Genomic DNA, 25,291 nt, shown 5'->3' with positions numbered 1-25,291 from the left:
ATAAATAGCAGCAACAAAAAGCACACCCTGACCTTCATCTATTTTTTATATTTCCTGAAAATATCAAGAATCTTGGTATAAATCTCTGTGTTTTCATACACGCCCCGGAAATCCAGCGAATGCGGCCCATAGGCAAAAACTGGTACCATCACAGCTGTATGGTCATTCGTACTGAAATGCCCGTCCACATAACCTTTCCTGAGGTCGCCGTCCAGCAAAGTAAGGCCACCGGTTTCATGATCGGCAGTGACGATCACCAGCGTTCTTCCGTTTGAATCAGCCAGGCGCATCGCCTCGCCCACCAGCCGGTCGAAATCCAGCATCTCGCTGACCACATACGAAACGATGTTGGCATGTCCGCCATAATCGATCTGCGCGCCCTCAGCCATGATAAACGTACCTTTTTTGCCAGATTGCAACGCCTCAAAAGTTTTGGTAAAAGCGGGGATCAGAAACTCGCCCCTGCCCTTTTCAACTGAAACCGTTTTGGAATCATCCAGCATCACAAAAGGCGCCTTCATTTTGGGCAGATCTGCCCATTTTTCGGAATACATAATACCTTTTAATTGCAATGAATCCGCGATTTTACCCTGTCTGAAATAGCGCGAACCACCGCCGATCAGAACATCCACCGATGAACTCAGGTAATCACGGGCAATTTCCTTTTCCATTTCACGGTAAGGCTGATGTCCGTAAAATGCAGCCGGCGTGGCATCTGTAACGCTTCCCGCCGAAATAATGCCGGTTTTGACGCCCATCGGTTTCAGCTTGTCGGCGAGGCTGGGCACGGCCACAAAATTGCTGTCAACGCCGATAGCCCGGTTCCTGGTTTTTTGTCCGGTGGCCATGGCGGTGCCGCCTGCCGCCGAATCGGTAATATAGCTGTCCGAAGCGCTGGTTTTTGAAAATCCGATGTTGAGAAATTGCGTCAGGTTCAGGTGCCCACGGTTGGCAGTGATCCCGGAATAGATCTGCGCAAGGCCCATGCCGTCCCCGATCAGCAGAATAACATGGTCCACCTGCGAGCGGCTGTCGTTGTTGCGATAGGTCGGCTTGTATGGAAGATAGGCTTCTTTGGAAGTAAACTCTGCGTTTTTGCGACCGTTAAGATAACTGCCCAGCTCCTGCACTTTGTCCGTGTTGATATAATCAATGCCCAGGTTCATCAGCATTTTCCAGGCGTTGATATGATCGGGAGTCGCCCAGAACCTGATTTTTTTACCTTTGTCATGCACCTCTGCGATCACTTTTTCGATCTTCGCCTTTTCATCTTTCGTCAAAACACCTTTACCGTTCCAGCGTGTATAATTTGCAAAAGCCTGGCTGATAAGCCCTACCCTTTGCAGCTGCGAAGGCGTATAGCTGATCCCGGGCCGGCCGTCGTAAAAAATGTAATCCGGATAATTTTCAAATTCCGCCGGTGCAGGCGTATTTCCGCTCAGTACCACTTTTACCGGCCCTTTCGGAGCGAGTATGGCTTCAAATTTTTTCAATTCCGCAACCAGCGCAGGCATTGTCCGGGCGGCGGAGGTTTTGAGGTCGATCAATAGCTGCATGGACTGGTCGCTGTCAGCAAAAAGCTTCCCTTTGTTTTCTCCGATCATCTCAGCCAAGGGTTTAAGGTACAGACTGGTCAGAGTGCGGGAAGGTTTCATATCGGCGGCTGCATGTGCCACAAAAAGTGTGTCATTTTTGAGGAAAACATCTGCCTCCACCGAACCAAAGTGCTGATAATAAGCTAAGTAAAAAGGTATTTTCTGCTCGTAATCGTTATGGGAATGTGCCTGGGCAGTCGTGTATCCGGGTGTATTCTGAGCTGATGTTGAGAGGGCAAAAACCGTAAAAAAAGTAATTAATAATAAAGGCTTGATCATTTTTCAAATTTCATTTTTAAAACACAGGCCCCAAAATATCAAAATATTCCGGGGCCTGCACCTGAACCAACTTAATATTTTACCACGCCGGTGTCTGTTTGTAAACCTCGCCGGAGCCTAAATTTCATCCGGATTGATCGGCCGGCCACATGCAAGTTCCGACGCAGCAAATGTCCGCTTTTTCACAAAAACAGCAGAGCATGTATAAACATTGATAACAATTATTTAATCCAGACCACCCATAACCCTGCCTACCGCTTCTTGAACGAAAATAAACTACATGATGCTTTGCCAAACAAACCTCGGCTCACAATACTTGTTGCGCTATGATCGCGGGCAATTGGTATGATATCTTGTCTGAATTCACCTGATAAGGTCAGCCTTCTCCATTTCATTCCTGTCGAAACGGAAAAGAATGTTGACAGCCGATCATATCCGAATGCATCCGCATTTATAAATCTTCCCTGGCTAACCTGACTTTTCCTCCGGTGAATATGGACGATTCAACGGTCCCCGCCCCCGGTAACCCAGGGTTTCAACCCTGGGTTACCGGAACGTCAACACAAAAGTAGCGCCCTGGTTCGGTTTGCTGTCCAGAGTGATGTTCCCGCCCAGACTGGTTATCTGGCTGTGAACAAGGTAAAGACCGATCCCCTTGGCGTCGATATGGTTGTGAAAAGTCTGGTTCAGCCCAAAAACCCTGTCCTTGACGGCTTCGAGGTTAAAACCGATCCCCTCATCAGAGAAAATAAGCTGTCTGGCCCCGTCAATCAGTTTGGTGCGGACGTATATAACCGGGTAATGCTGCGGGATCACATATTTGATGGAGTTGGTGATCAGGTTCAGGAAAATACTCTCCATATAAGCTGCATTAAACTGCACCGTATCAAATGCGGAGAAATCCACATGGATAGTGGCTTTTGAGTTTTCTATCAGTGATCGTAACGAAAGACGCACCTTGTCGAGCGATTTGGACAAACTGATTTCTTCCTTCCTGACCGTCAGAAGGTCCTTTTGTACCAGGATATCTACGTACTGGTTGAGCGAATCTTTGAGGCTTTCCGTAGCTGACTTTAAAATCGATATGAATTCGAGCGTCTCCGCATCTTCGATCTTGGATGTATCCAGCAAACTGAAAACCGACAGCAGGTTGCTCACCGGCGAGCGCAAATCGTGGGATGTCGTGTAAGTCAGCTGTTTTAAGTCCTGATTGATTTTGGTGAGGTTGGTCAGTAATTCGTTCCGGTCCTTTTCCAGTATTTTGGTGTGGGTGACATTTTTAGCGATGGCAAAAACCTGCCGTTCCTTGTCTCTCGGGATAGATGTCCAAGACAGCCACACCACTTCTCCGCTTTTTGTAACATATCTGTTTTCATAGTTCAGAAGCGGAATGCTTTGTCTGAGCTTTTCGCGGTATATGGACGTTAAACTACGGTCGTCGGGATAAATGAATGAATCAATCGGCTCCGAAAGAAGCTCTTCATGCGTGTACCCCAGCAACTTGGAGAACGCTGGATTCACCAGTTTAAAGTATCCGTCGTATCCGGCAATACAAAGGAGATCATGTGATATTTCAAAAAAAAGCTCTTTGTTCAGCAAGGCCGCAGGGTTCCGGGTGCAGGATTGATCGATCATACATAATACGTCAAAAGATGTAGTATTTCTTCTAAATTACGAAAAGTCGCATGATATACCAGAATTGTAACAGTATTAAGAATCGGGATACTTCTATTTCCTCTTTACTGGGTTCAATAGTCGGTATTTTTCGAGTTTTTCGTAAAAATATCCTTTGCGTTTCATGGCATCGGACAAGGAAACATCTTCCAGATCTTCGCCTGAAACTTTGGGCTCGGCGATCCGCTGCGCACCGTAAATGCCGGAATGCCCGCTAAAAAAATACGCCGTAAAACAAGCCACCGCAAACAACAGCACATGCTCGCCGCCAAACAGCTCTACACCCATAAATGTACAAGCTACCGGCGTATTGGTTGATCCTGCAAAAACAGCGATAAATCCGAGCGCTGCAAAAAGGCTTACCGGCGCATTCAACAATTCGGATAAAGTATTGCCGAGGGTGGCCCCAATGTAGAAAAGCGGGGTTACTTCGCCGCCTTTAAAGCCGCTGCCAAGCGTGACAACCGTAAAGACCGTCTTCCAGAGCCAGCTCCATACATCCGCCCCGCCCGCCTGAAACGCGGACTGGATGGTAACCGCCCCCTGATATTCCGGTTCCACGCCGAGGCTCAGGTAATCAGGTTTGCCTGCCAGAAAAGTCAATACAATCACCGCCACACCTCCCGCCGCGGGGATCAGCCAGCCTTGTTTGAAGATTTTAAGTAAAAAAGATTTGATATCGTGAACCAGGGCTGCAAAAAGAAAGGCAGCCAGACCAAAAGCAGCGGACGCCAGTATCACTTTTCCGAGCAGCAGAACATCCGTCCTGAAAAAACCAGACATGAAATAAGGTGACGCGGCAATGTTATCGATATGGTAATGTGTATGCGGGACCTGCCACGCGCCTACCGTCATATCCCCGATGACGGCCGCGATGAGTGCGGGTAGCAGGGAATCGTACCGGATGCGACCGACAGTGAGGACTTCCATTGCAAAAATGGCCCCTGTCACCGGCGTCCCGAAAACAGCGCCGAATCCCGCGGCGATCCCCGCGGTGAGGATCATCCGCATATCCCTGCCTTTTAAACCGAACCATCCGCCGAACATGGCCGCGATACTCCCCCCGATCTGAACGGCAGTACCCTCCCTTCCAGCCGAACCTCCAAACAGATGGGTAAGGACAGTAGTAACCAGGATCACAGGTGCCATCCTTTTCGGAACGTCCCCACTTTCCGCAAGGATCTGCTCGATGATCAGGTTATTCCCTTTTTCGGCGGATTTGCCTATGGATTGATATATAAAATGGATCAAAACCCCGGCCAGCGGCAGCAGGTAGAGCAGCCAGGTATGTCCAAACCGGAATTGGATCGCAAGCCTCAGAAGCCAGAGGAACAGCGCGACCATGGAGCCTATCCCTGTTGCGACTGGAACGATAAGGATAGTCCACCTTAGCAGATACCGTATAATTGTAAATGTTTCAGATTTTTTCACGTACAAAGATATCCGTGTGCTTTGAAAACATAGCGTTATATTTCTGGTGTTTTTCTCCCGGTTTCGGGCATAACTATAACACATCATACATATCATGAAAAAACTTTCCTTTTTTATCCTGCTGAATTGCGCTTTGTCCTTTGCATCCGCACAGGCCGTGCAATCAGAAAATGTCGTAATTGTAACGCTGGACGGTTTCCGCTGGCAGGAAGTTTTCACGGGCGCCGACAGCCTGCTATCGTTCGACAGCACCGCCAGGTACAGCACCAAGTACATTGCGAATAAGTTCTGGTCAGCCACCGCAAATGAGAGAAGACAAAAGTTACTGCCTTTTCTCTGGACGGAACTGGTCCCGAAAGGAATTCTGACCGGTAACCGCAATGCCGGCAATATGGTCAGCACGGCCAATCCGCACTGGTTCTCTTACCCGGGCTATAATGAAATCTTCACCGGTTTTCCCGATTCGACGATCAATTCAAATGCCAAGGTTCCTAACAAGAATGAAAATGTATTTGAATTCCTCAACAAACTGCCGGACTTCAAAGGAAAAGTGGCCTCATTTGGATCCTGGGACGTTTTTGCGTCCATATTAAATGAAAAACGCAGCGGGTTCCTGGTGAACGACGGCTTCCGGGACGTTCCTGGCAAACTCAATGAAAAACAAATCGCCCTTAACAAACTCCAGCATGAACTGCCGGACCTGTTTCACGGTGGCGAGCGGCTCGATGTCGCTACTTTTCATATCGGGATGGAATATATGAAAGCCAACCAGCCCAGACTGATCCATTTCGGTTTTGGCGACACGGACGAATTTGCCCACGCCGGACAGTATGATTACTATCTGGACGCGGCACAAAAGACGGACGCCTGGATCCGGGAGCTTTGGAATTACATCCAGTCAAATCCATATTATGCCAATAAAACAACGCTTATCATCACCACCGACCACGGACGCGGCGCAGCAAAAGGCGGTGCATGGAGAGACCATGGCAGCGAAATTCCCGGAGCAGACGGGATATGGATCGCCGCAATAGGACCATCCATTAAGCCGGTGGGAGAAAGTACCGCCAAGGCCCAGTATTACCAGGGACAGATTGCCTCGAGCATCGCACGTCTGGTCGGCAAAGAATTTAAAACCAGTCACCCGGTTATGCCGCCGCTGCCATTTATCAGCAAATAAAAATTATAGCCTATTTCGGTCTGGACAAAACATCACGAACGCCCTCCCAATGGATTTCCGGGTAGCGATTATTGTCAAGCGGGTGCAACTTAGGCCGCCCGCCGAGCATATTATGCAAGTACTGCATGCCCTGCCAGGCCGGAAAAACTTCATTTTTCTGAGGGAATAAGGTTCGCGTGACACTAATCATCGCTTTAAGAACACCAAGGCCGCCGACTCTCAGCAGCCGGAATTTATCTCCGGTTGCATCCTCGGCGGCCTGTTTCAATCCTTTTGGCGTTGCCACCTCTCCGGCAATCCGCAGATACCGGGGTGTAAAAGAATCGAGTGCGGCGGCGGCAGTGAAGGCAGCCGTGTCGGACATGGTTGTAAAATCCAGCGGCTGGTCTGCGTTTCCCCAAAAAACGACCAGTTTGGGGCCGGTAAGGATCAGGGGCGCTTCTCCGGCGAGCAGGTCTGTAAACATTCCGTTCAGCACCGAAGTAGCCATAACAGGGAGTCTATCCAGCCTGTCATTGAACTCACGGCGCAAATCCAGATTCCGGTTCGAGCCTGGCGGGAGGTTTGTATAATCAATACAATAATCGGAAGGGATAAAACGCGGAACACCGGCCTTCACAGCAGCTTCCAGCAATCTCGACTGTGCATCCACAATAACATCCCGCAAACCTGATAAAGCCGAAACCACACAGGCAGCTCCCATGCAGGCCTCCGCCAGTTCGGGAACATTATCAAAATCCACTTGCCCCACCACAGCACCGGCTCCGCTGAGTTCTCCGGTCTTGTCTGCGGAAGTACCCCTTCGCACCAGCGCTTTCACAGATGCACCACGCAGGATCAGAAAATGCACGATAAGTCCGCCCAATTTACCGGTAGCACCGGCCACAACAATTGTTTTTATGTCTGCGGACGTTTGGTCATTGAATTCGTTTTCCTTCTCAATAATAGATTCCATAATATGATTCGCAATGTTACCAGCCGCCTTGATGCGGTTGTCATATCATGCTATAATTATTGTTCCCGGCTCATCGGGCCGAACAGGTCTCTTATCGTTTTCATTGGAAGAAACATCCTTGTGCTGGTCGCCAGCTCTATAAACGCGTATTTCCGGTAGAATTTGCGGGCCTGCTCATCGATCGGGTGTGTGTCAGAGCCTCCTTGAGCTGCTTTCCGGGAGCAGGCGGATTCAATATAGTTTCGATAAAAATCTTTTTATCCTCCACCGACTGAAGAAATTGATCATGCTCTTTAATGATCCTTTTTGCCTCGGTATTCATGCAAAACACGATAAATTCAGACAAATTTTTAAACCCGCTTATTTTCGATGCATACTTAATGAGCTCCTTATGTTCTTTGCTGATCCGAACATCAATACGGTCGTTGACAGTTGTTTTCATTTGCATTTACCTTATAATCTTCGGATTATATGTACGGAAAAAATACGTACAAATCGCACTTGATCTTCTATTTGATCAAATCCTCAATCTCAGCATCGCTTAACCTGGCTTTACCTTTGGACTCTATTTCTTCATTGCTTAAAACCTTGCCGGTACCCGATTTCTTGAACAGTATATACACCACCTTTTTATCGGTACCTCCCCGTTTCGGATTACTGACGATACCGAGTTTTTCGGCGAGAAAAACAGAGCCTTCGCCGATCTTGTTCGCCGGGCCGGTATCCGCAAATATGGCATAACATCTTTTACCGTTCTTTTTATTCACAACCAGCGCTATATCGCCCAGCTTGAAGCTGGCGGAGAATTTCGGCGGAATCGCGATATAAGGAACCCCGGAAGAGTTCACATACCTGCTCGGGTCTGTCGTCTTTTTTGCCCCGTTTGCCAGTGAAGTCATTGAAATATAATAGCCCGGCGCAGGATCACCGGAGCTTTGTGTTACCGGTTGTCCATCCCGCTTGCCGGTGTCGGTCACCAATGCCCACCAATTACCGGGTTTGCCCGCATTGGCCAGAAAGTCCAGGGCCATCCGATTGTCTTTATGATAGGCTTTCGGTGCCCCGTCAGCGTCGATCATCATGCCGCTTTCAAAAATATAAAGGTTTTTATCCGCGACCTCAAAAACGGCTTTTCCACCTATTGTTTTAAACAGTTTTTTACCGGACTGGCAGAAAGCTATTTCTGTAACCAGCAGAGCTAATAATAATCCAAATGTTTTCATGTCCGTTGCTTAGCGTTACCTACCCGAATATACGCACGTCGAAAACCAAGTTGCATTTGAGGAAACATAACCTTATTGAACGGTCAGATCATAACCCGCTCCTGACCTTTTCCCGGTGCATCCTGCCCCATTCATCCAGCGCTTTCAGTACACTTTCAAGCGTTTGGCTGTATTCTGTCAGCTCGTATGCTATCACCACGGGATAACCTGTGTCAATGTTCCTTTTTACAAAACCGTTCAGCTCCATATCCTTCAGCTCATTGGAAAGCACCCGGGCCGAAATACCGCCAATTTCGCGCTGGAGGTCATTAAACCGCTTGTTCCCCGAAGACAACGCAGCGATGATCCTGAGTTTCCACTTGCCGCCGATCGCATACAATGCATCCCCCACAGCGTTGAGACTGGCGTTGCATTCGTGCTGTGTGATTACTTTTTTTTCTAATTCTAACTCCATAAATATCTGAACTATCATCGATAACAGCAGCTAACCTTTACGTTACTGCTAATAAAAGGTAAGTAAATATACAATAGTTTTGTCAGGTCAAATAACCCTGTCAAATAATTATGAAAGCTAAAAAAATTATCACTATTGCTATTACTGTTTTTGCCGCCGCCATGCCGGTCATGAGCGGTGTCATGAAGCTGATGAAAAGCCCTGAGGTCGTAGAAAAACTGACTGCTTTCGGCGTAGGCGAATATCTTGATTACCTGGGCATCATGGAAATCGTATTCGCCGGTCTTTTTATTTATCCCAAAACCATGAAGCTGGGTTTTATTCTTTTGTCATGCTATTTCGCGGGTGCCATGGCGACCGACCTTTCTCATGGCAGCAGTTTTTTTAATGCCATGATTCCGCTTGTATTGATCTGGATCGCTGCTTTTCTGAGGGATCCAAGTATTTTCCTACTATCTGCGGAGCCGAAATTGTAGTGTAAATTGTCAAGCTGGGCGGAGTCATTTTCCTTTCACCCAAACTCCGTTCAGCATTACTTTTTCAATGTTCCTGAACGCACTGATATCTTTGAGCGGATCGCCTTTTACTAAAATCAAGTCGGCGATCTTGCCTTTTTCAATGCTGCCAAGGCGGTCGTCGATCCTGAAAAACCGGGCGTTTTCCATGGTTGCGGCGGAGATTACCTGTGCCGGGCTCAGCCCGCTGTCCACGAGGAGCTCCATTTCCCGTTGGTAGGCCCAGCCCATTTCCGCGTATGTGATCATCGAATGCGAACCCACCACGATTTTGACTCCGTCCTTTTTCAATTTTCCCGTAAAAGCCTTCATCTGCCCGAACCCCGCCAGCCTTACCGTATCCGTTTCGCCTTCCGCAGGCGACTGGTATTCAAAAGCCCCGAGTGTAGGACTCACAAATGTGCCTTTTCGCACAAGGAATTTTGAAAGGGAATCGGCCTTCTGACCATTGACATCGAGCTTTTTCCATACATCGTATCGTCCTTGCTTTCTCGCATTGTTATCAGCCAAAACCGCCTGCCGGTATTTTTCGCCTTCGATCTGCGGCTGAAGGGATAATCCGAAAGATGTGATGTGCTCAATACCGTCTAGGCCCGCTTCAATTGCTTCCATCGCTTCCGTTACTTCGAGATGGCCGGTAACCGGAAGCCCGCGTTTGTGCGCAGCATTGCAAACTTCCCGGATAATCCCGGAAGGAAGCCGGAAGTAAACCTTGATCACCGATGCACCCCTATCAGCCATTTTATTAACCTGATAAACAGCCTCATCGGCATCCCTGACCACATAAGCATCTTTGGGATATGCCGGCGGGAACATATCCAGATGCGGGTCTGCCAGAAACAGCCGGGGAATCGGTTTGCCGGACTGCCGTTCTCCGTCATAAGCTTCGATCCAGGCGCCCGGATCGCGGAGTGAGGTCACGCCATGCTGAAGAAATAACGCGGGAAGGTCTTTCACCCCGTCGAGATGAAAATGAGAGTCGATCAGCCCTGGCAGTAACGCCCGGCCTTTGGCATCTACTACCTGTGCACCTTCCGGGATTTTCACCACGCCATTTTTCCCTACGTCGACGATCTTGCCGTCGGTCACAATCACGCAGCCATCATAGACAGGCTCCCCGCCGTTTCCGTCAATGATCGTCGCGCCGGTTATGGCGACGGTATTTTTGCCGGTCCCGATCTCTTTTTCATTCACCGCCCTTATCGCCTGACTTTCTTTCCCGGTCGTTTTTTTTGAATTACATCCAGCCGCCAGCAGGACGATGCCGATGTAAAAACCAGCAATTTTTATTTTTTGCAAATTCAAACCCAACGTATTCAGTAGTAACATAACGGTCAGAATATATTTAAAATATGACTGATAAGTTTTATCAATAAAAGGACTAAAAAACGTAAACTACCTGTAAACCAGAGGTGTTATGATATCTTCCACTGCATGGGGGTCGCCGGCAACCGGACCATACCAGATGTCTCCTCCAGAGGTAACAATGAATATTTTCGCGCGATCGCGTTATTGGTAGTCAGGGTTGGTCATTTGTTGTCATGAAATGGTCAGGGGTGGTCAACCGGTTCGACTCCACTCACCATGACATTCACTCATTCAGTCATTCCCCGTTTCACGGCGGCTCATTCAATCATTCCCCGTTCCACGGCGGCTCATTCACTCATTCATTCATTCACTCATTCCCCATTCCACGGCGGCTCATTCAATCACCTCCCCTGCCCCTCCAGACACTACTTCCAAACGTATTGATAAAAATCTCGCCGGGGTCGTGCTGGTTGATTGTGATCCGTTGTCCCCAGTGGAAATCATATCCTTTGATCTTGTTCCAGGTTTTACCAAAATCATCGCTCCGGTAGGCCGCGCTGTTGAACGTATTGCAGTACAGTCTTCCCGGATGATAGGGATCCACCGTCACGTCGTACACATATTGTTTATTGTCGAATATTGATTTCCAGGTCGTCCCACCATCTTCCGACAGAAAAATCCCTCCCGGCATTTTGAGTTTCTCATTTCCACCCGTGCTTCGCGCCAGCCCGCCACCGATCAGGTCACTGAGGTCGATATCGGCCCAGCATGCAAGGTAAAGCCGGTCAGGGTTTTTGCGGTCATAATCCATGCCGTGCGGAAAAAGCAGGCTATTGGAAACATTCAGTTTCGTCCAGCTTTCCGCCCCGTCGGTCGACCGGTATACCGCGCCCGAATAAAATTCCCTGCCCGGTTTTCCGTCTTTGTGCATGGGCGTAGCGCTCACCGTCAGGAAAAGTGTTCCGTTGCCCGTGCGGGTAAGCTCGAATGCACAGGTATTGTCGCCTATGCCCTTGTTTTTCAGCTGCCAGGTTTTGCCGTCGTCGGTAGATTTGAACACACCTTTGGAATACACACTGGCGTACAAAGTCCGGTTGCCAGCCGGTGATTCCGGATCCATGACGATAGAAGTAGCCGGGGCGTCCATGCCCATACCATCGTTACTGGGTTTCCAGGTTTTCCCTCCGTCCGAAGAAACACATACGCCACCTTTTGCTTTTTGCTTCCACAAAGGGTTACGGGTCATTTTTCCGCGGGGGTAATCGTGCATTCCCGACCACACCGACCATACTTTGCCCTTCACTTTCGGATCAAATTCAAGCCAGTAACAGGTATTGACCCATTCAGCAGGCACACCTTCGGCCGACCGCGCCCAGGTTTTGCCGCCGTCATAAGAATGATGGTAACCTATGTCTGTATAACTGATGGCGATATGATTTCGGTCAAAAGGATCAAAATGAACGCCATAGGTAGTTGTTACGTCCAAGCCCCTGGTCTTGAAAGTCCCGCCGGGCTGCGGTTCACTGTAAATTTCCCGCCAGGTTTTGCCACCGTCCACGGTTTTCATGGAACGGTACCAGTCCGTCACAATCGCTACATTGCCGTCAGTGGGCGACACGCCCACGTCCATAAGCCTGATATACTCGCCCCCAAACGCTTTTTCTGCCCAGGCATCTTTCAGGTTCGCAACACCGACTCCGTCTTTCACCCCGTATTGCCCCGATCCGCCCCCGCCTTTCCATACCCATTCCCACTTCTGCCCCGCGTCGGCCGTTTTCAAAGCACCATACCAGTAGATAAGTCCTTTACCTTTTTTTTCTTCAAAACGATTCGTGACCAAATATACCTGCCGGGCATTGAACTCCGAACAAGCTATCATCGAGTAACTCGGCTTTACGCCTGCTTTTTTATTGGTAATGAATTCATTAACATCATGCGTCCAGGTTACACCCCGGTCTTCGGACATCCACACTTCACTGTGTCCGAACTCTTCGTCGATCTCCTGAGTGGTATCGTGGTGAAGGGCGTAGAATATTTCGCGGCCGCCTTTGGATTCGCTGCCTGCTGTAAAAGAAAATGCGGGACTCATTTCTTTGGGGAATCGCCTTGCGGTGAGTTCCGCTGACGATTTATTAAAAACAAAAACCGAGCTGTCTGTAAAAATGACCAGCTCATCTTTCAGGCCGGCACTATTGCTGTACAGATAATCAATTTTCTGACCTACATCCTTTTTGGCAAAAGTTTTTCCTTTGTCCTGCGAATAGAAGAGGAAGGGCCCCATGCTGAAAAACAAACCTGACGGATTTGCGGGATCTACCCGGACATTGCCGATCCTTTCCTCCCCTGGCTCATACAGGGATCCGGATCTGGCCCCGATCGAATAACTGGCGTGGTCTCCCGAATAGCTTTCCGAGACAATGTCCTGCTTCGCTGGGAAAATCCTTGTCCAGGTTTTCCCTCCGTCGGTACTTCGGCTCAGGTAATTGGAGCCAATGTAAATGGTTTGGGGATCGGCCGGATCGTACGCAAACGATGCTGCGCCGTTGGGAAAATTGGTCTGCCGATACGACTCTCCGCCATTTTTGGTGTGGTAAGAGCCTGTCATATCGCAGCGTAGCAGGAAGTCCAGGGGGTTATGGTAAGAAAAGGTCGGAATAAAAGTAGCACCCCCGCCCCCTGGCCCGATCTTCTCCCAGGTTGGTTCCGGTATGCTTTTTTCTTCCTTTTTGTCATCCTTTCCGCATCCGGTGACACCCGCCAGGACGCAGAAAAAAAACAATTGTTTTGTGAATGTATTGAAATGCATAAACCTTTCCCTGAATTGTGATCCCTGCCGGCCTGTTCCGTAACAATAGGAGCATAAAAAGGCGATTTTCTCACTAGAAAATCGCCTTTTTATTTTGGGAAAATGTACAAAGATTTTAATTGAATTTCTTCTTCAGTCCCCTGACCAGCTTTTTCACGGCAGCGGACTGGGAATTAAAGCCGTTCGAACCGTTCGGACTGGCTTTGTAATACTCCGACTGCCAGATTTCCCCATCATTTTTATCACGCATGGAAGCACTCAGGGCTACCGATTTTCCGCCCCAGGAAGTCCAGGTAACTCCTCCTGAGATCTTCGTGTCCAGTTTCAGTATAAAGTCAGCGTCCTTTTTTGAAGAAGCTACTTTCCAGTAATCCCAGTCCCGGAGCGCTGCCTGCAGTTCGCCTGCCGCACTTTTCCCGATATCACTTTTGGGTGCCTCAATATATACCGAATTACCTCTTTTTAAGCTGGCCTCCTGGGCGAACCCGATGGCGGACTGAAGTAAGAATATCAGCAAAATGATCTTTTTCATAGCCTGTTTGGTTTGGTGAAACGCAAATTTCCGCATCCGGCCAAACAAAAACCATCCCTGATTTCAGCCATATTTCATATCCCTGAAATTGGCTGAAATCAGGGATACCGCGGCTTTTTTCTTTGGACGAACTTTGCAACCATCCTGATTCACATCAAAACATAAACCTTAAATCTTCTAACCATGAAAAAGCCACTCGTCTTAGTTTTCCTTTTATTAACCCTTTATCATACCCCTGCCAGAGCCCAGCAAAGCTCGTTTTTTATAGGAGGCTCGGGAGGCGCAAACCTGTCCATGTACGGCTATACTTCTGATTACGCCGATATCTGGACGACTTCCAGGGTGAATCCGGGCCTCAACGGAGGGTTGGTATTTGGGATGGAGTTCAATAAAATGGCGATCGTTTCGGGTGTGAGCTACATCCAGAAAGGTACACGTTCTGAAACGGACAACTACAATCTGGAAGGCGGTAACGTAGGTTATATCAAGGCCCGGGAAAACACGTCGTTCATCAATATCCCGCTGCTTTTCCGCTATCGTTTTTTAGGTGAAAAATTCGGCCTTACCCTGGCGGCAGGTCCGTCTTTCAATATCGGGCTGTCCGGAAACTTAAAACTGGAACTTCAGGCAGCCAACGGGGGAAGCCGCAGCGAGTCGTCGACCGTCCGCTTCGGCAACGGCATCACGGATTCTTACCGCAGGTTCCAGCCCGCATTTGTGATCAGTCCGGGCGTACAGATGCCGGTGGGCGAACGCGGCAAACTGGGACTGAACATCGTCTGGGACCTGGGCGGAAACGCAGTCAACAAACGCAGCAGCTCTGCCCTGGGCGCCGACGGGAAGATCATCAATATCTCAACCATCCTGAGTGTAAGCTATACGCACCACTTCGTTTTCGGAGACAAATACTGACTTCCAACCAAACCCGGATGCCATGCAAGTATGCAACAACTGCGGCTATGCCCATGCAGACGACGTTACCGCCTGCGAAAACTGCCGGATGCAGAATGGATTTACCTATCATGCGGATGCAGTCGACGGAAAAACTGCCATGGAAACCATGCAGTGCATCAACTGCGGCAGCCAGATCGGCACCCATTTCATGAAATGTCCCGACTGCCGGTTTCCGGTGCGGATCAAAACACCTTTCAAGACAATCCATATCGATCATGGCAAGAAACAGGGAACCTCAGATCTTTAATATCTCTTTCCTGGACGTGATTTGCGGAGCGCTGGGCGCGGTCATATTCCTTTTCATTGCCGTACCCAAAGGTGGCTCCTCCCCGTCCAAAAGACAGCAGGTGACCATGTCCTACGACACTGTGCACCAGCAGCTGTTCGCAACCATCAGCGACAGCCTTCAAAACAAACGACCGGGCGATACCCTCCTCGTGGTACTGGCTGATTACAGAGAGGTGCCGGGCCTCGCCGAGTGCCCGCAGTGCCCCGACTGCCCGAAGGATAGTCAGACAGCCGAAAACAACATAGCCGCATCGGTGAGGAGTGTGAGTAAAACAGACTTACCGAAACCAGACTCCGCCCGGAAAACTGTGCCCGAAACGCCTCCCAAACCGGAGGACCTCAAAAAAAGCAAATACCTGGGCGACCCGCCGGGTGTTCCCTGCAAGGTATCGTTCGAAATCAGCTGGAACGATATAGGCGACAATGTGGACCTGTTTGTCTGCAAGAATAACAAATGTGTGTCCGGCGGTGCGCGGGAGATCAGGGATATCGGGCAATGGGATAGCGGTAAGGCCAAAACGAAGTTTTTCGGCAGCGATCTGCGTACCACCCAGGAGGCTGTCAGGCAGTTTGAAAAGATTATCCCCGGCGAGTACAAGCTCTATGCAAGGTTTAAGGAGAGTGTCAAGAACAATGCTTCTGTGAGCATAAGGGGGCTGGTATATTCCCGGAATGACGCCGGGGAGGAAAAAGGCGAGCCGTTTTCAGCTGCGCTCACCCTGAACGCGCCGGAACGTACTTTGATCGGGACTATAACCCTCACAGAAAACGGTGAATTTCAGCTTGTAAAGAATTAATCATCAGATTTTAATTTTAAAAACTTCCAGACAATGATGTCAAATAAAAGACTTTATCATATTGCGATCAGCCTCGTGGTGGCGGTGATGATCTGGTTCTCCCTGATCTTGCTTTCCTCCCTCACAAGCGCGCCGGCCCTGAAAAGATTTTTTGAAGCTTTCGGCGGATCTTTTGGCGGGTATGTGCACGCAGTCATTTACACGGCTTTTATTTTTGGCTTACTAGAAATAATTGATTATCAAAAATTTATCAAAAAACAGAACGAGGGTTTCAAGTTGAACCTGCTGCCTGTTCAGGATCAGCTGGTGTTGTCGCCGGACGAGGTCGCAAAGATCAAACTCAATGTGATCGATCTTGAAAAACACGGTTTCAGCTTCCTGCTAACGGATTTTGTAAAAAGGGCCTGCACACAGTACCGAAACAATCAATCGATCAGCGAAACGCTGCAGGTGTTGCACGCGCAGATCGACAACAGCAAAACCGAACTGGAAGGCAGGCTTGAAATTGCACGTTTCCTGATCAACGCCATTGCCTCCCTGGGATTTATCGGCACGATCCTGCACCTGGCGGGTTCTATCGGTTTGTTCCATCTTGCCAAAACGGAAGAAGGTATGCCCCTGATCACCCAAAGCCTGAATGTATCGTTTGACACAACATTCATTGCACTTTTCCTCGGGCTGATCCTCAGCTACTTCTACCATCGTTACCTGGAAGACCTGGACATTTTTTATTCCCGGACCAAATCCTACATCATCGATAATCTCATCAGCCGCATCTACAAACCTCAATGAACGCTTATCATGAAACTACTCAGAAAAATATGCCTGATACTTGCCGGAGGTACATTGCTTTTTTCGACTTCGTGCCTCGAAGACAAAATCAGAACGATCGATCCGGTAACGGGAGACAAGTCCGGTGTGAACGACTGGATTTATAATATGATGAACGACGCCTACTTCTGGTATGACCAGATGCCTGCTAAAAACAAAACTGACAACGATCTGGCACCGAAGGATTATTTCGAAAAACTGGTATACCAGCGGCAAACCCGCGACCGGTTCTCAATGCTGACCGACGATATCAATGCATTGCAGCAACAGTTTAACGGGATTACCAAAACCTTCGGTCTGCATAACGTATTCGCATATATTGACGGCGGGAAATCCAATGTAGCTGCTTTTGTGAGCCATGTTGCCAAGGGAAGCCCGGCTGATGCGGCAGGGCTGAAACGCGGAGACATCATTACCAAAGTGAACGGAACACAGCTCACCAAAGACAATTACGCCCAGCTGATCGGCGGCCCGGAAACGATCCGGGTTAACCTCGGTACGGTAAACGGTAATGTGATAACAACCGATGATTCAAGGACAATTTCACTGACCAAGGCGGTGGTAACGGAAGATCCGGTTGCCTATGCAGGTGTCATTCCAAGGAAAAACGTGCGACTAGGCTATCTGGTTTACACCCAGTTTGTACCCGGAACGGATTCGGACAAGGAGAGATATGACAATGAATTGCGTGCAGTTTTTGCCGGATTTAAAACTGCCGGGGTCAATGAGCTGGTACTCGATCTGCGCCTGAACGGTGGTGGATTTATGAGCTCGGCGGTGACGCTGGCTTCGCTGATCGTCAGTAATAACTCGTCGGGCAAGGTCTTTTATGAGGAACAATGGAATGACAAGTACATCAAATACTGGAAGGAAAAGAACGGTGCCGATGCCTTGACATATAAATTCAAACAGGAAAAAGATAATATCGGCAGTCGTCTCAACCGGGTTTTTGTTCTCACCTCCCAGGGCACTGCATCAGCCAGCGAGCTGATCATCAATGGGTTGAAACCCTACATGCAAGTCATCACCATCGGCGACCACACGGCTGGCAAGAACCTTTTCGGGTCGCTCGTTGGTGATGAGAAAAAGAGATGGAACTACGGATTGTATATGATGCTGGGCCAAACGACCAATGCAGACGGGCAGTCGGACTACGGAACTGTGAACGGTATACCTGCATCGCGGCAAGTGGAAGACTTTTCCATTCCTTACAAACCTTTCGGGGACGAAACGGAAACTTTGCTGAACGCCGCCATGCGGGAAATAGGCATCGCCCCTGCGGCAAATGCCAGGCTGGGAACAGCTATGAACGTAAAACCGGTCAGCTCTGGGGCGGTACGCGATACACCCGGCGCGTGGGATCAGCTCATGATCAGGGAATTACAACCCAGGTAGCGGGTTTTGATATATAAAAATGATATGACAAGATATCTGGTATTATTTATTGCTGCACTATGCACTTACCAAAGCCGGGGGCAAAATATCGTCCCCGGCAATACTTATACGGACAGTCTGCTGGCTGTTCTGAAACAAAAAATACCCGATGAAAAACGTGTCTACGTTTTACTGGAACTGTCGGACCACTGGAGTGAAAGAGACACCGCCAGGTCGCTGGATTATGTGCGGCAGGCCGGGAAACTCAGCAAACCAAACTCCTACCAGGCTGCGCTCGTGGAATTTTACAGGGCAGGTGCTTATTTTGATACCGATGTACCCAAAAGTGAAACCCACTATCTGAAAGCAGAAAAACTCCTGAGGAAATTCCGGGACAAGGAGGCACTGGTGTACCGGTCCCGCGCCTGGCATAATTACGGTGCTCTTCAGCAAAGAAAAGACAATGAAAAAAAATATGCGGAAATCCTGATCAATCAGGCGATCCCGCTGGCGATGAAGGCCGGGGACAGTGCCAGGGTAGCCAAGAATTACCAGAACCTGGCGCTGATCTTTTCCAATCAGGTAGATTATACCAAAGCAGAAAAGTATTTCAATTCGGCCATTTCCATCCTGCAAAAAGTAGCACCAAGGTCGCTTAGCATGGTGGAAGCCTATATTTTCGGGGCTAAAAATTACATTTACCTCAAAGAATACCCGCCCGTAAAACCCATGCTGGATAGCGCAATAGCCATTTTGGCACCCGATCCTGCGTCCACTTACCTTCCTGATTATTACATGGTAGAAGGCATGTATTATTCGCGTCTGCGGCAGTTTGACAAAGCCATGCAAAGTTTTGACAAAGGCCTTACTCTGGCTGTCAGCCTGAAAAGACCTTATGATTATCAGGGAATCATGCTGCAAAAGTACTTTACCTACAAGGCGATGGAAAAATATCCGGAGGCACTGAAGATCATCAGAACCCTTGCTACTGAAAAGGAGATCCTGCCTTTTTCCAAAAACCGGATGCTGTATTATTATGAACTGTCGCTGGTCCATGCGCATATCGGCAACATGACGGATGCCTACGAATGGCTGCATAAATATGCGTTGCTGGCCGACAGTACCAATGAAGAGCGGATCAAAACGGATATTGCGGCTTTGGAAGCCAAGTACCAGTCGTCCGAAAAAGAAAAGAAAATATACCAGCTTCAGGCCAGAAACGAAAAGGCAGTGCTCACGATCAAAAATAACCGGCTCCTGAGCTGGCTACTGGCTGTAGTATGCACGTTCCTGCTCGCTGTAACTGTGCTGGTTTTGTTGTTTTACCGAAACAATAAAAGACTCTGGACGCAGCAAAAGCAGCTTCACGAACTGGAATTGCAGAAAATAAAACAGGACCACCGTATTTCAATGCTGTCGGCCATGCTTGAAGGCCAGGAACAGGAGCGTACCCGCCTCGCCCGCGACCTGCACGATGGCCTGGGCGGATTACTGAGCAGCATCAAAATAGAACTTTCACAGATCGCCGGGCAGGAAGATACCAGGCTGAGAACCGGGCTCGACAGAACGCTTTCGCATCTGGACGATGCCGTGAACGAGCTCCGGCGCATCGCACGGAGCCTCATGCCCGAGATCCTGATGAAGTACGGACTCGCCGAAGCCACCCGGGAATTTTGCAAAACATTGAAAGAGACGGGTATCAATCTGGTGTGCCAGGTATTCAATTACAAGGATTCACTGGCGAAGGAAAAGCAGGTTGTTCTTTACCGGATTATTCAGGAACTTGTCAACAACGCCGTGAAACACGCCGCGGCTTCGCAGATCCTGGTCATTATCCAGCAAAGCGGGGACACTCTTTTTGTGACGGTTGAAGACGATGGTAAGGGTTTTGATATGGAAAAAACGAACAGTAAAGCCGGTGCCGGGCTTTCCAATATCAAGGCGCGGGCGGATTTCCTGAACGCAAAATTCGAAGTCCAGTCGGCGCCGCAAAAGGGTACTTCGGTGGTGGTGGAATGTAATATCTGAGCTATGAAAGTATTTATTATCGATGATCACCCGATCGTGCTCGAAGGCCTGCAGAAACTGCTGGAAAGCCGGGAGAATATAGAAGTGACCGGAATTTATTACGAAGGGGAAGCCGCACTGGCTGCATTGGACGCGCAGGTGCCGGACGCTATGCTGATGGACATTAATCTCCCCGATATCAATGGAATCCTGCTGTGCCAGAAAGTGAGGCAAAAATGTCCGTCGGTAAAGATCATAGCATTGAGTGTGCACAACGAACGGACAGTGATCATGGGCATACTGCAAAGCGGTGCCAGCGGCTACGTGCTAAAAAACGCGATCGGCGAGGATATCATATCGGCCCTGCATGCAGCGATGGATGGCCAGATCTACCTTTGCAGGGGAACACAGAAAGTCCTTAACAGTGGAGAAAGCAGTGATTTAAAGGAAGTTCCGCGACTTACGAGGCGGGAAAAAGAGATCCTAGAACTGATCGGAAGAGGTTACACGACCCAGCAAATTGCGGGTGAACTTTTTATCAGCACCCATACCGTGGAGAGCCACCGCAAAAACCTGATGGAAAAGTTTGGGGTGCCCAATACCGCGACCGTCATCAAGATGGCCACGGATTTCGGGCTGATGAATTAATAGGCTACGTAATCGATTTCAAGAAAATCTGTGACATATTCCAACCAGAACTGCTCGATAAAAGCGACGTGATCGGCATGGGCGGAATAGGCATCATACGCTTCCTGATTGTTGAAATCCATGGAAAGTCCGTAATCGAACTGGTTTTTCGGGCTCACTTGTTTCAGTACTTTGAAATTCTGCACACCCGGAATTTCAGATAATTTCGCGGCGGCTTCTATAAATCTGGTTTCTTCCGAAGAGCCTTTCGGGTATTTCAATTTTAAAATAACGGAATGGTGGATCATTTTTTACAAATTAAATGGGTAGTGCTTTCTTTACTTTCATGCCTTTTTGCAAACCATATTGTCTGCAGGCACCAAACAAAGGCAGTACTGAAATAATATTACTATACGCAGAAGTTACTTTTCTGGAATGTCATCATTTCGGATCCACCGAGCGATAGGCGGCCAGCGCAGCCAGATCGCCGTTTTTCCCGGGTTTGCTGATCCCGTGTTCCATACCCATAAAGCCGCGGTAACCTTTGTCGTACACATGCTGCAACACGTTCACGAAATTGATCTCACCTGAAGCAGGCTCATTCCTGCCGGGCGTATCGCCGATCTGCATGTAGCCGATCTCATCCCATGCATAGTCCAGCGTAGGAATGATATTTCCCTCCTGGATCTGTACGTGGTAAAAATCGAAGAGTATTTTCAGGCTCGGGCTCCCTACCGCTTTCGCCATCGCATACGCCTGAGGGATCGTATGCAGGAACATACCGGGGTGGTTGATCTTATGGTTCATTGTTTCCATCACCATCACAATGCCATGGGGCTCATAAATGGCGGCACACCGTTTCAGCAGCTCAATGGCATTGGCCATCTGAAAATCCCAGGGCAACTTCGGATCGGCCATGCCTAATACATTGTGTATGTATTTGGTATTCATTCTTTTGGCTATCTCAACAGAATCACGCACCTCTTTGAGAACATGGTCCCTGATCGCCTGATCGCGGCTGGCAAAAGTGGGTTCCTTGAAATTCATTGTACCTACAAACTGCCCGAATTCCATACCCAGCTGTTGTACCGTTTTGCTGATCCGCTCCTGCTCATCCACAGGCCTCCTTGCCAGCCAGGTATTTTCCCAGGCTCGGAACCCCTGGTCATATCCCCATTTGATCTGCTCAACAAGATCCTTACCGACCACCTCTTTGAAAATCCCGAATTCCGGCGAAAACTTCATATTGAAGGCTTTTTCCTTTTTCCGTGGCAAGCGCTGCGCGGCCAGCGGGTTGGCCTCACCTGCTACTAGTGCGGCGCCGGCGAGCAGACTGTTCTTAATAAAAATATTTCTGTTCATGATATGGACCGGGTTTATTCGGTTTTGCTGTTTTTAAGAAAAGCTATGAGATCCGCCATTTTCTGGTGATCGATCTGGCTTGCCAAAACCGGCATTACCGACAAATTGAGGACTTTTAAAGATTTGATATCCTGCCTGTTGATTGTTTTATCAATACCGGGCGCCGTACGGAGATTGATAGCGGCAGAAGTTTCGCTCATGATCATACCCTGTACCGGATCGCCATCTTTCAGTTCCACTTCCCAAAGATCAAAACCGGGTGCAATGGACAGGCTCGGATCCAGTATGTTGGCCATGAGATCTTTGGAGAGCCAGTTGTGCACCGTTCCCAGATCGGGGCCGTAAGATACGCCGATGCCTCCTCTTACCTGGTGACAAAGGGCGCAGTTCTGCATGTATACCAGTTTTCCTTTGCTTGCGTCCCCGGTCAGTTCGAGTGCCTTCTGGTAATCTTTGTTTACTTTATCTTTATCATTTTTAGCAAGGAGCGTCCGCGCTTTGTCCCTCAGTTTTTCATCCGAGTGGCTCATCAGCTGTACACTTCTCGGCCAGCCCACACTTTCAGGCTTCACTTTTTTGGTTTCGATTGCGGTCAATAACTGGGTAACCCTTTCCGGGCTGGTCATAAAGGTGTTCATGGCAGCGTCGCGAACATCGGGAGTTAAGGCATCCCATTGCTTCAACACATAATTGGTCACTGTGAGATCGGGTACCAGGGCCAGGATCTTCAGAGCGGCGAGCTGCACGGCGGGCTGTTCCTGCGGAACGATCAATTGTTGAAGTGTTCCTGCATACGGCGCAGGGTAGCCTAATGCCATGAAATTGAGCGCCTCTGCCCGTTTTTCATCACCGAGTTTTTTGTTTTGGGCAATGGACATGGCCTTTTCTATTTCTTTCGCCAAGTAAAGGCTGTCCCTAACGCCCGTCACTTTCAGAACCTGCAGAGAAGCTTTTCTCACGGCTGCCTGCGGATTGTTAAACGCGCTGCTAATCAGCTGTTTTTGCTCATTTTCCAAAACTGCAAAATCTATTTTCTTGCGTTTCAAACCGTCCGTCAGACCAGCCAGTACGGCGGGCTGCCAGCCGGATTTTTTGTCTGAAACCGGAGTGATCGCCCTCTTTATCAACGCTTTGATCGGCCCCGGATCGCTACCGGCGCCCACGATTGTTGTCAACCGTTGTACCAGAGACGCGTAAGCCGGGTTATCCGACCGGTAGGCAGTCATCACAGTTTTTAACAAAGGGGCAGTTTGGGACGAATTGGCAGAAAGCGCAGCAATTTGCACCCAATCGTCGTTCAGGTCGCGGAAGAGCAGTTGCTGACGAGCGGCTCCGGCTTCGGGCGTACTGCTGTAACCTAATGTGCACAGCAACTGAAACCTCACTTTCGGGTCTTTATCATTCACCATGGCCAGCAGGTTTGCCGACAATCCCGGAAAATCTTTCCTATGAAGTTCGGCGAGCCGGATCGCATTTTCACGGATACCCGGAACTTGGTCTTTCAGCGCCCGTGCGACCAGGTCGGCTGTAAGCGATTTCATTCCCTCCAATGTCCACAAAGCATGCAGCCGCCCCATAGGTGAGGCCGGATTTTCACTCATTTTGATCAGCGCCGGTATTGCTTTTTGATCGGCACGGTCTACCAGCAAACGCTGCGCATTCAGTCTCCACCAGCTATTGGGATCTTCCAGGTATGTGACCAGCTGTTCGCTGGTAGCGTCCCCGAGTTTAAGGCCCTTTGTCCATTCCGGTTTTTTGAAATTGGTGGGTGTGATCCGGTAAATCCGCCCCATATCGTGGCCATTGTACAAGCCGCCCGCCGCCACTGCTTCATCCGACATCCATTCCGGGTGTTCGATCGTCTGACGGTAATAGTCGAGTACATAAAGTGCTCCGTCGGGCCCCACGTACATGTTCACCGGCCGCGACCATGAGTCTTTCGACGCCAGAAATTCCTTATCAGGATGCTGACGGGTTGCCGTAAAAGTGGCGCCGCTGTCTTTCACAATGTCAACGTGTACGAGGTTACTCACCGATTCCGCGACAAAAGTTACGGTACCGTCATAGGGAGGCGGAAAGGCGCCACCCAAATAGGCCGTAAGCCCGCTGGAAGACGTAGTAACACCTACCGGGGTAAAGAGCTGGCGATCCGGGTTTTTAGTGATCTGAAAAACTTCCGCGGATTTTCCGTGATCCGAAATCACCTGGGTGGCATCCGAAATCAGCAGGTCGGGGTTGCGCGCCAGGTAAGACGCTCCGATCACTTCCTGATAAATGTGGTTTTGATTATGTGTAAAAAAATGGTGTCCCCACTGGTCAAAAGTATGTCCGAACTGCGATTTGCCGGAGGCTAATTCCAGCTCGTGCGACTCCGGCCGGAACCGGACATTGCGACTGTCGGCATTTTTGGGAAGGCGGGGGCCGTCGGGCTGGCCTGGAAAATGGATTTCGCTGCCCAGGTCGCCAAATTCGGTCCCATATTTACGTGTTCCGATCGCCCCCAGATGCGAAAGATGGATCCAGTTGTCAATTCCATAAACAGGATTATTGACATTCACATGCGGGTTTGATAGTGAAAAACCGGTCAGCAAAGTATCTCTCACATCCGCTTTTCCGTCGCCATCGGTATCTTCCAGATAGAGTACATTCGGAGCATCTGTGATCATAATGCCTTTTTTCCACCGCAGGATACCGTTGGGCAAAATCAAGTCTTCTGCGAAAACCGTGCTTTTGTCCATCACCCCGTCCCCATCCGAATCGGAAAGTAGTTTAATGCGGCCAGTCCCGCTTTTATCCAGCGGATAACCCGGCATTTCAACCACATAAAACCTGCCGTACTCATCTATTTCCATGTCCACCGGGCTGGCTACCATGGGCTCACTCGCCAATAGTTCCATCTTAAACCCAGGCTCCAGCTCAAAGGTAGCTATCGCCTTATCCGGCGGAGTGGAACCTTCCCTGGACCCTGTTTCTTCTTTTTTCCGGCAGCCTGTCAAAATAACGCACCAAGTGAGGAATAGCGTTGTGTAAAAGATTAAGGAAAAGTGATCCTGGTTTGTTTTTTTCATACAATGAATACGATTCAAAAAATTAATGTCG

At 49.2% G+C, this 25,291-nt stretch carries 22 protein-coding genes; 9 read left to right on the top strand and 13 right to left on the bottom strand.

Features of this window, described 5'->3' with window-relative positions; genetic code table 11:
* Positions 1-38: 38 nt before the first annotated feature.
* The 3 genes from FBF61_RS30615 to FBF61_RS30605 form a co-directional block, all read right to left on the bottom strand.
* The gene (locus FBF61_RS30615) at positions 39-1,874 is read right to left on the bottom strand and encodes an alkaline phosphatase (protein WP_138484743.1); all 1,836 of its coding nucleotides are present in this window, start codon (positions 1,872-1,874) and stop codon (positions 39-41) included.
* Positions 1,875-2,420: 546 nt separating this feature from the next.
* Positions 2,421-3,509, bottom strand: coding sequence for a PAS domain-containing sensor histidine kinase (locus FBF61_RS30610; protein ID WP_138484741.1), 1,089 nt, complete (start codon positions 3,507-3,509; stop codon positions 2,421-2,423).
* Positions 3,510-3,602: 93 nt separating this feature from the next.
* Positions 3,603-4,979: a voltage-gated chloride channel family protein gene (locus tag FBF61_RS30605; protein WP_229215300.1), complete on the bottom strand. Its 1,377-nt coding sequence runs from the start codon at positions 4,977-4,979 to the stop codon at positions 3,603-3,605.
* A 94-nt stretch (positions 4,980-5,073) separates the two neighbouring features.
* Between FBF61_RS30605 and FBF61_RS30600 the strand changes: the two genes are divergently transcribed.
* A complete protein-coding gene (locus FBF61_RS30600; protein WP_138484739.1) occupies positions 5,074-6,159 on the top strand; it encodes an alkaline phosphatase family protein in 1,086 nt (361 codons plus the stop codon).
* Between the two features lie 10 nt (positions 6,160-6,169).
* Here the strand turns inward: FBF61_RS30600 and FBF61_RS30595 are convergent, their stop codons facing one another.
* The 4 genes from FBF61_RS30595 to FBF61_RS30575 form a co-directional block, all read right to left on the bottom strand.
* Positions 6,170-7,114 (bottom strand): NmrA family NAD(P)-binding protein, encoded by a 945-nt coding sequence (locus FBF61_RS30595; RefSeq protein ID WP_138484737.1) that lies wholly within the window; start codon positions 7,112-7,114, stop codon positions 6,170-6,172.
* Between the two features lie 136 nt (positions 7,115-7,250).
* Positions 7,251-7,556, bottom strand: coding sequence for a type II toxin-antitoxin system TacA family antitoxin (locus FBF61_RS30585; RefSeq protein ID WP_138484735.1), 306 nt, complete (start codon positions 7,554-7,556; stop codon positions 7,251-7,253).
* A gap of 67 nt (positions 7,557-7,623) precedes the next feature.
* Positions 7,624-8,337, bottom strand: a complete 714-nt coding sequence (locus tag FBF61_RS30580) for a glycoside hydrolase family 75 protein (protein ID WP_138484733.1) — start codon at positions 8,335-8,337, stop codon at positions 7,624-7,626.
* Between the two features lie 88 nt (positions 8,338-8,425).
* Complete coding sequence (locus tag FBF61_RS30575) at positions 8,426-8,791, bottom strand: winged helix-turn-helix transcriptional regulator (protein WP_138484731.1); 366 nt, start codon at positions 8,789-8,791, stop codon at positions 8,426-8,428.
* A 110-nt stretch (positions 8,792-8,901) separates the two neighbouring features.
* On the opposite strand from FBF61_RS30575, the gene FBF61_RS30570 reads away from it, so the two are divergent.
* Entirely contained in the window at positions 8,902-9,267 is a 366-nt protein-coding gene (locus FBF61_RS30570; protein WP_138484729.1) for a DoxX family protein, read from the top strand.
* 24 nt (positions 9,268-9,291) lie between these two features.
* On the opposite strand, the gene FBF61_RS30565 is transcribed toward FBF61_RS30570, so the two are convergent.
* The 3 genes from FBF61_RS30565 to FBF61_RS30555 form a co-directional block, all read right to left on the bottom strand.
* Complete coding sequence (locus FBF61_RS30565; protein WP_138484726.1) at positions 9,292-10,635, bottom strand: amidohydrolase family protein; 1,344 nt, start codon at positions 10,633-10,635, stop codon at positions 9,292-9,294.
* A 376-nt stretch (positions 10,636-11,011) separates the two neighbouring features.
* Positions 11,012-13,420 carry a WD40/YVTN/BNR-like repeat-containing protein gene (locus FBF61_RS30560; protein ID WP_138484724.1) on the bottom strand — a complete coding sequence of 803 codons (2,409 nt, stop codon included), beginning with the start codon at positions 13,418-13,420 and terminating at the stop codon, positions 11,012-11,014.
* A gap of 115 nt (positions 13,421-13,535) precedes the next feature.
* Positions 13,536-13,952 (bottom strand): hypothetical protein, encoded by a 417-nt coding sequence (locus FBF61_RS30555; RefSeq protein ID WP_138484722.1) that lies wholly within the window; start codon positions 13,950-13,952, stop codon positions 13,536-13,538.
* A 183-nt stretch (positions 13,953-14,135) separates the two neighbouring features.
* Between FBF61_RS30555 and FBF61_RS30550 the strand changes: the two genes are divergently transcribed.
* From FBF61_RS30550 to FBF61_RS30520, 7 genes are read left to right on the top strand one after another with little or no spacing between them, the layout of a single operon-like run.
* Positions 14,136-14,864 (top strand): outer membrane beta-barrel protein, encoded by a 729-nt coding sequence (locus FBF61_RS30550; protein WP_138484719.1) that lies wholly within the window; start codon positions 14,136-14,138, stop codon positions 14,862-14,864.
* 22 nt (positions 14,865-14,886) lie between these two features.
* Complete coding sequence (locus FBF61_RS30545) at positions 14,887-15,153, top strand: hypothetical protein (protein ID WP_138484717.1); 267 nt, start codon at positions 14,887-14,889, stop codon at positions 15,151-15,153.
* The gene (locus tag FBF61_RS30540) at positions 15,122-15,991 is read left to right on the top strand and encodes a hypothetical protein (protein ID WP_138484715.1); all 870 of its coding nucleotides are present in this window, start codon (positions 15,122-15,124) and stop codon (positions 15,989-15,991) included. Before FBF61_RS30545 ends, FBF61_RS30540 begins: the two co-directional genes overlap by 32 nt.
* A 33-nt stretch (positions 15,992-16,024) precedes the next feature.
* On the top strand, positions 16,025-16,783 hold the full coding sequence (locus tag FBF61_RS30535) for a MotA/TolQ/ExbB proton channel family protein (protein ID WP_138484712.1): 759 nt from the start codon (positions 16,025-16,027) through the stop codon (positions 16,781-16,783).
* Between the two features lie 9 nt (positions 16,784-16,792).
* Positions 16,793-18,217 (top strand): S41 family peptidase, encoded by a 1,425-nt coding sequence (locus tag FBF61_RS30530; RefSeq protein ID WP_138484710.1) that lies wholly within the window; start codon positions 16,793-16,795, stop codon positions 18,215-18,217.
* Between the two features lie 24 nt (positions 18,218-18,241).
* On the top strand, positions 18,242-20,224 hold the full coding sequence (locus FBF61_RS30525) for a tetratricopeptide repeat-containing sensor histidine kinase (RefSeq protein WP_138484708.1): 1,983 nt from the start codon (positions 18,242-18,244) through the stop codon (positions 20,222-20,224).
* A gap of 3 nt (positions 20,225-20,227) precedes the next feature.
* Positions 20,228-20,851 (top strand): response regulator transcription factor, encoded by a 624-nt coding sequence (locus tag FBF61_RS30520; RefSeq protein WP_138484706.1) that lies wholly within the window; start codon positions 20,228-20,230, stop codon positions 20,849-20,851.
* Here the strand turns inward: FBF61_RS30520 and FBF61_RS30515 are convergent.
* The 3 genes from FBF61_RS30515 to FBF61_RS30505 all read right to left on the bottom strand — a co-directional run bounded on the left by FBF61_RS30515 (position 20,848) and on the right by FBF61_RS30505 (position 25,260).
* Positions 20,848-21,138: a Dabb family protein gene (locus FBF61_RS30515; protein ID WP_138484704.1), complete on the bottom strand. Its 291-nt coding sequence runs from the start codon at positions 21,136-21,138 to the stop codon at positions 20,848-20,850. The genes FBF61_RS30520 and FBF61_RS30515 overlap by 4 nt on opposite strands.
* Before the next feature lie 133 nt (positions 21,139-21,271).
* Positions 21,272-22,192, bottom strand: a complete 921-nt coding sequence (locus FBF61_RS30510; RefSeq protein WP_138484702.1) for a hydroxypyruvate isomerase family protein — start codon at positions 22,190-22,192, stop codon at positions 21,272-21,274.
* A 14-nt stretch (positions 22,193-22,206) separates the two neighbouring features.
* Entirely contained in the window at positions 22,207-25,260 is a 3,054-nt protein-coding gene (locus FBF61_RS30505; RefSeq protein WP_138484700.1) for a PVC-type heme-binding CxxCH protein, read from the bottom strand.
* Between the last annotated feature and the right edge of the window lie 31 nt (positions 25,261-25,291).

Source organism: Dyadobacter bucti (genome assembly GCF_005869225.1).
In the GTDB taxonomy this organism is placed as follows: domain Bacteria; phylum Bacteroidota; class Bacteroidia; order Cytophagales; family Spirosomataceae; genus Dyadobacter; species Dyadobacter bucti.
Note: the sequence above shows the minus strand (reverse complement) of the source record. Positions and strands in the feature narration are given on the sequence as shown.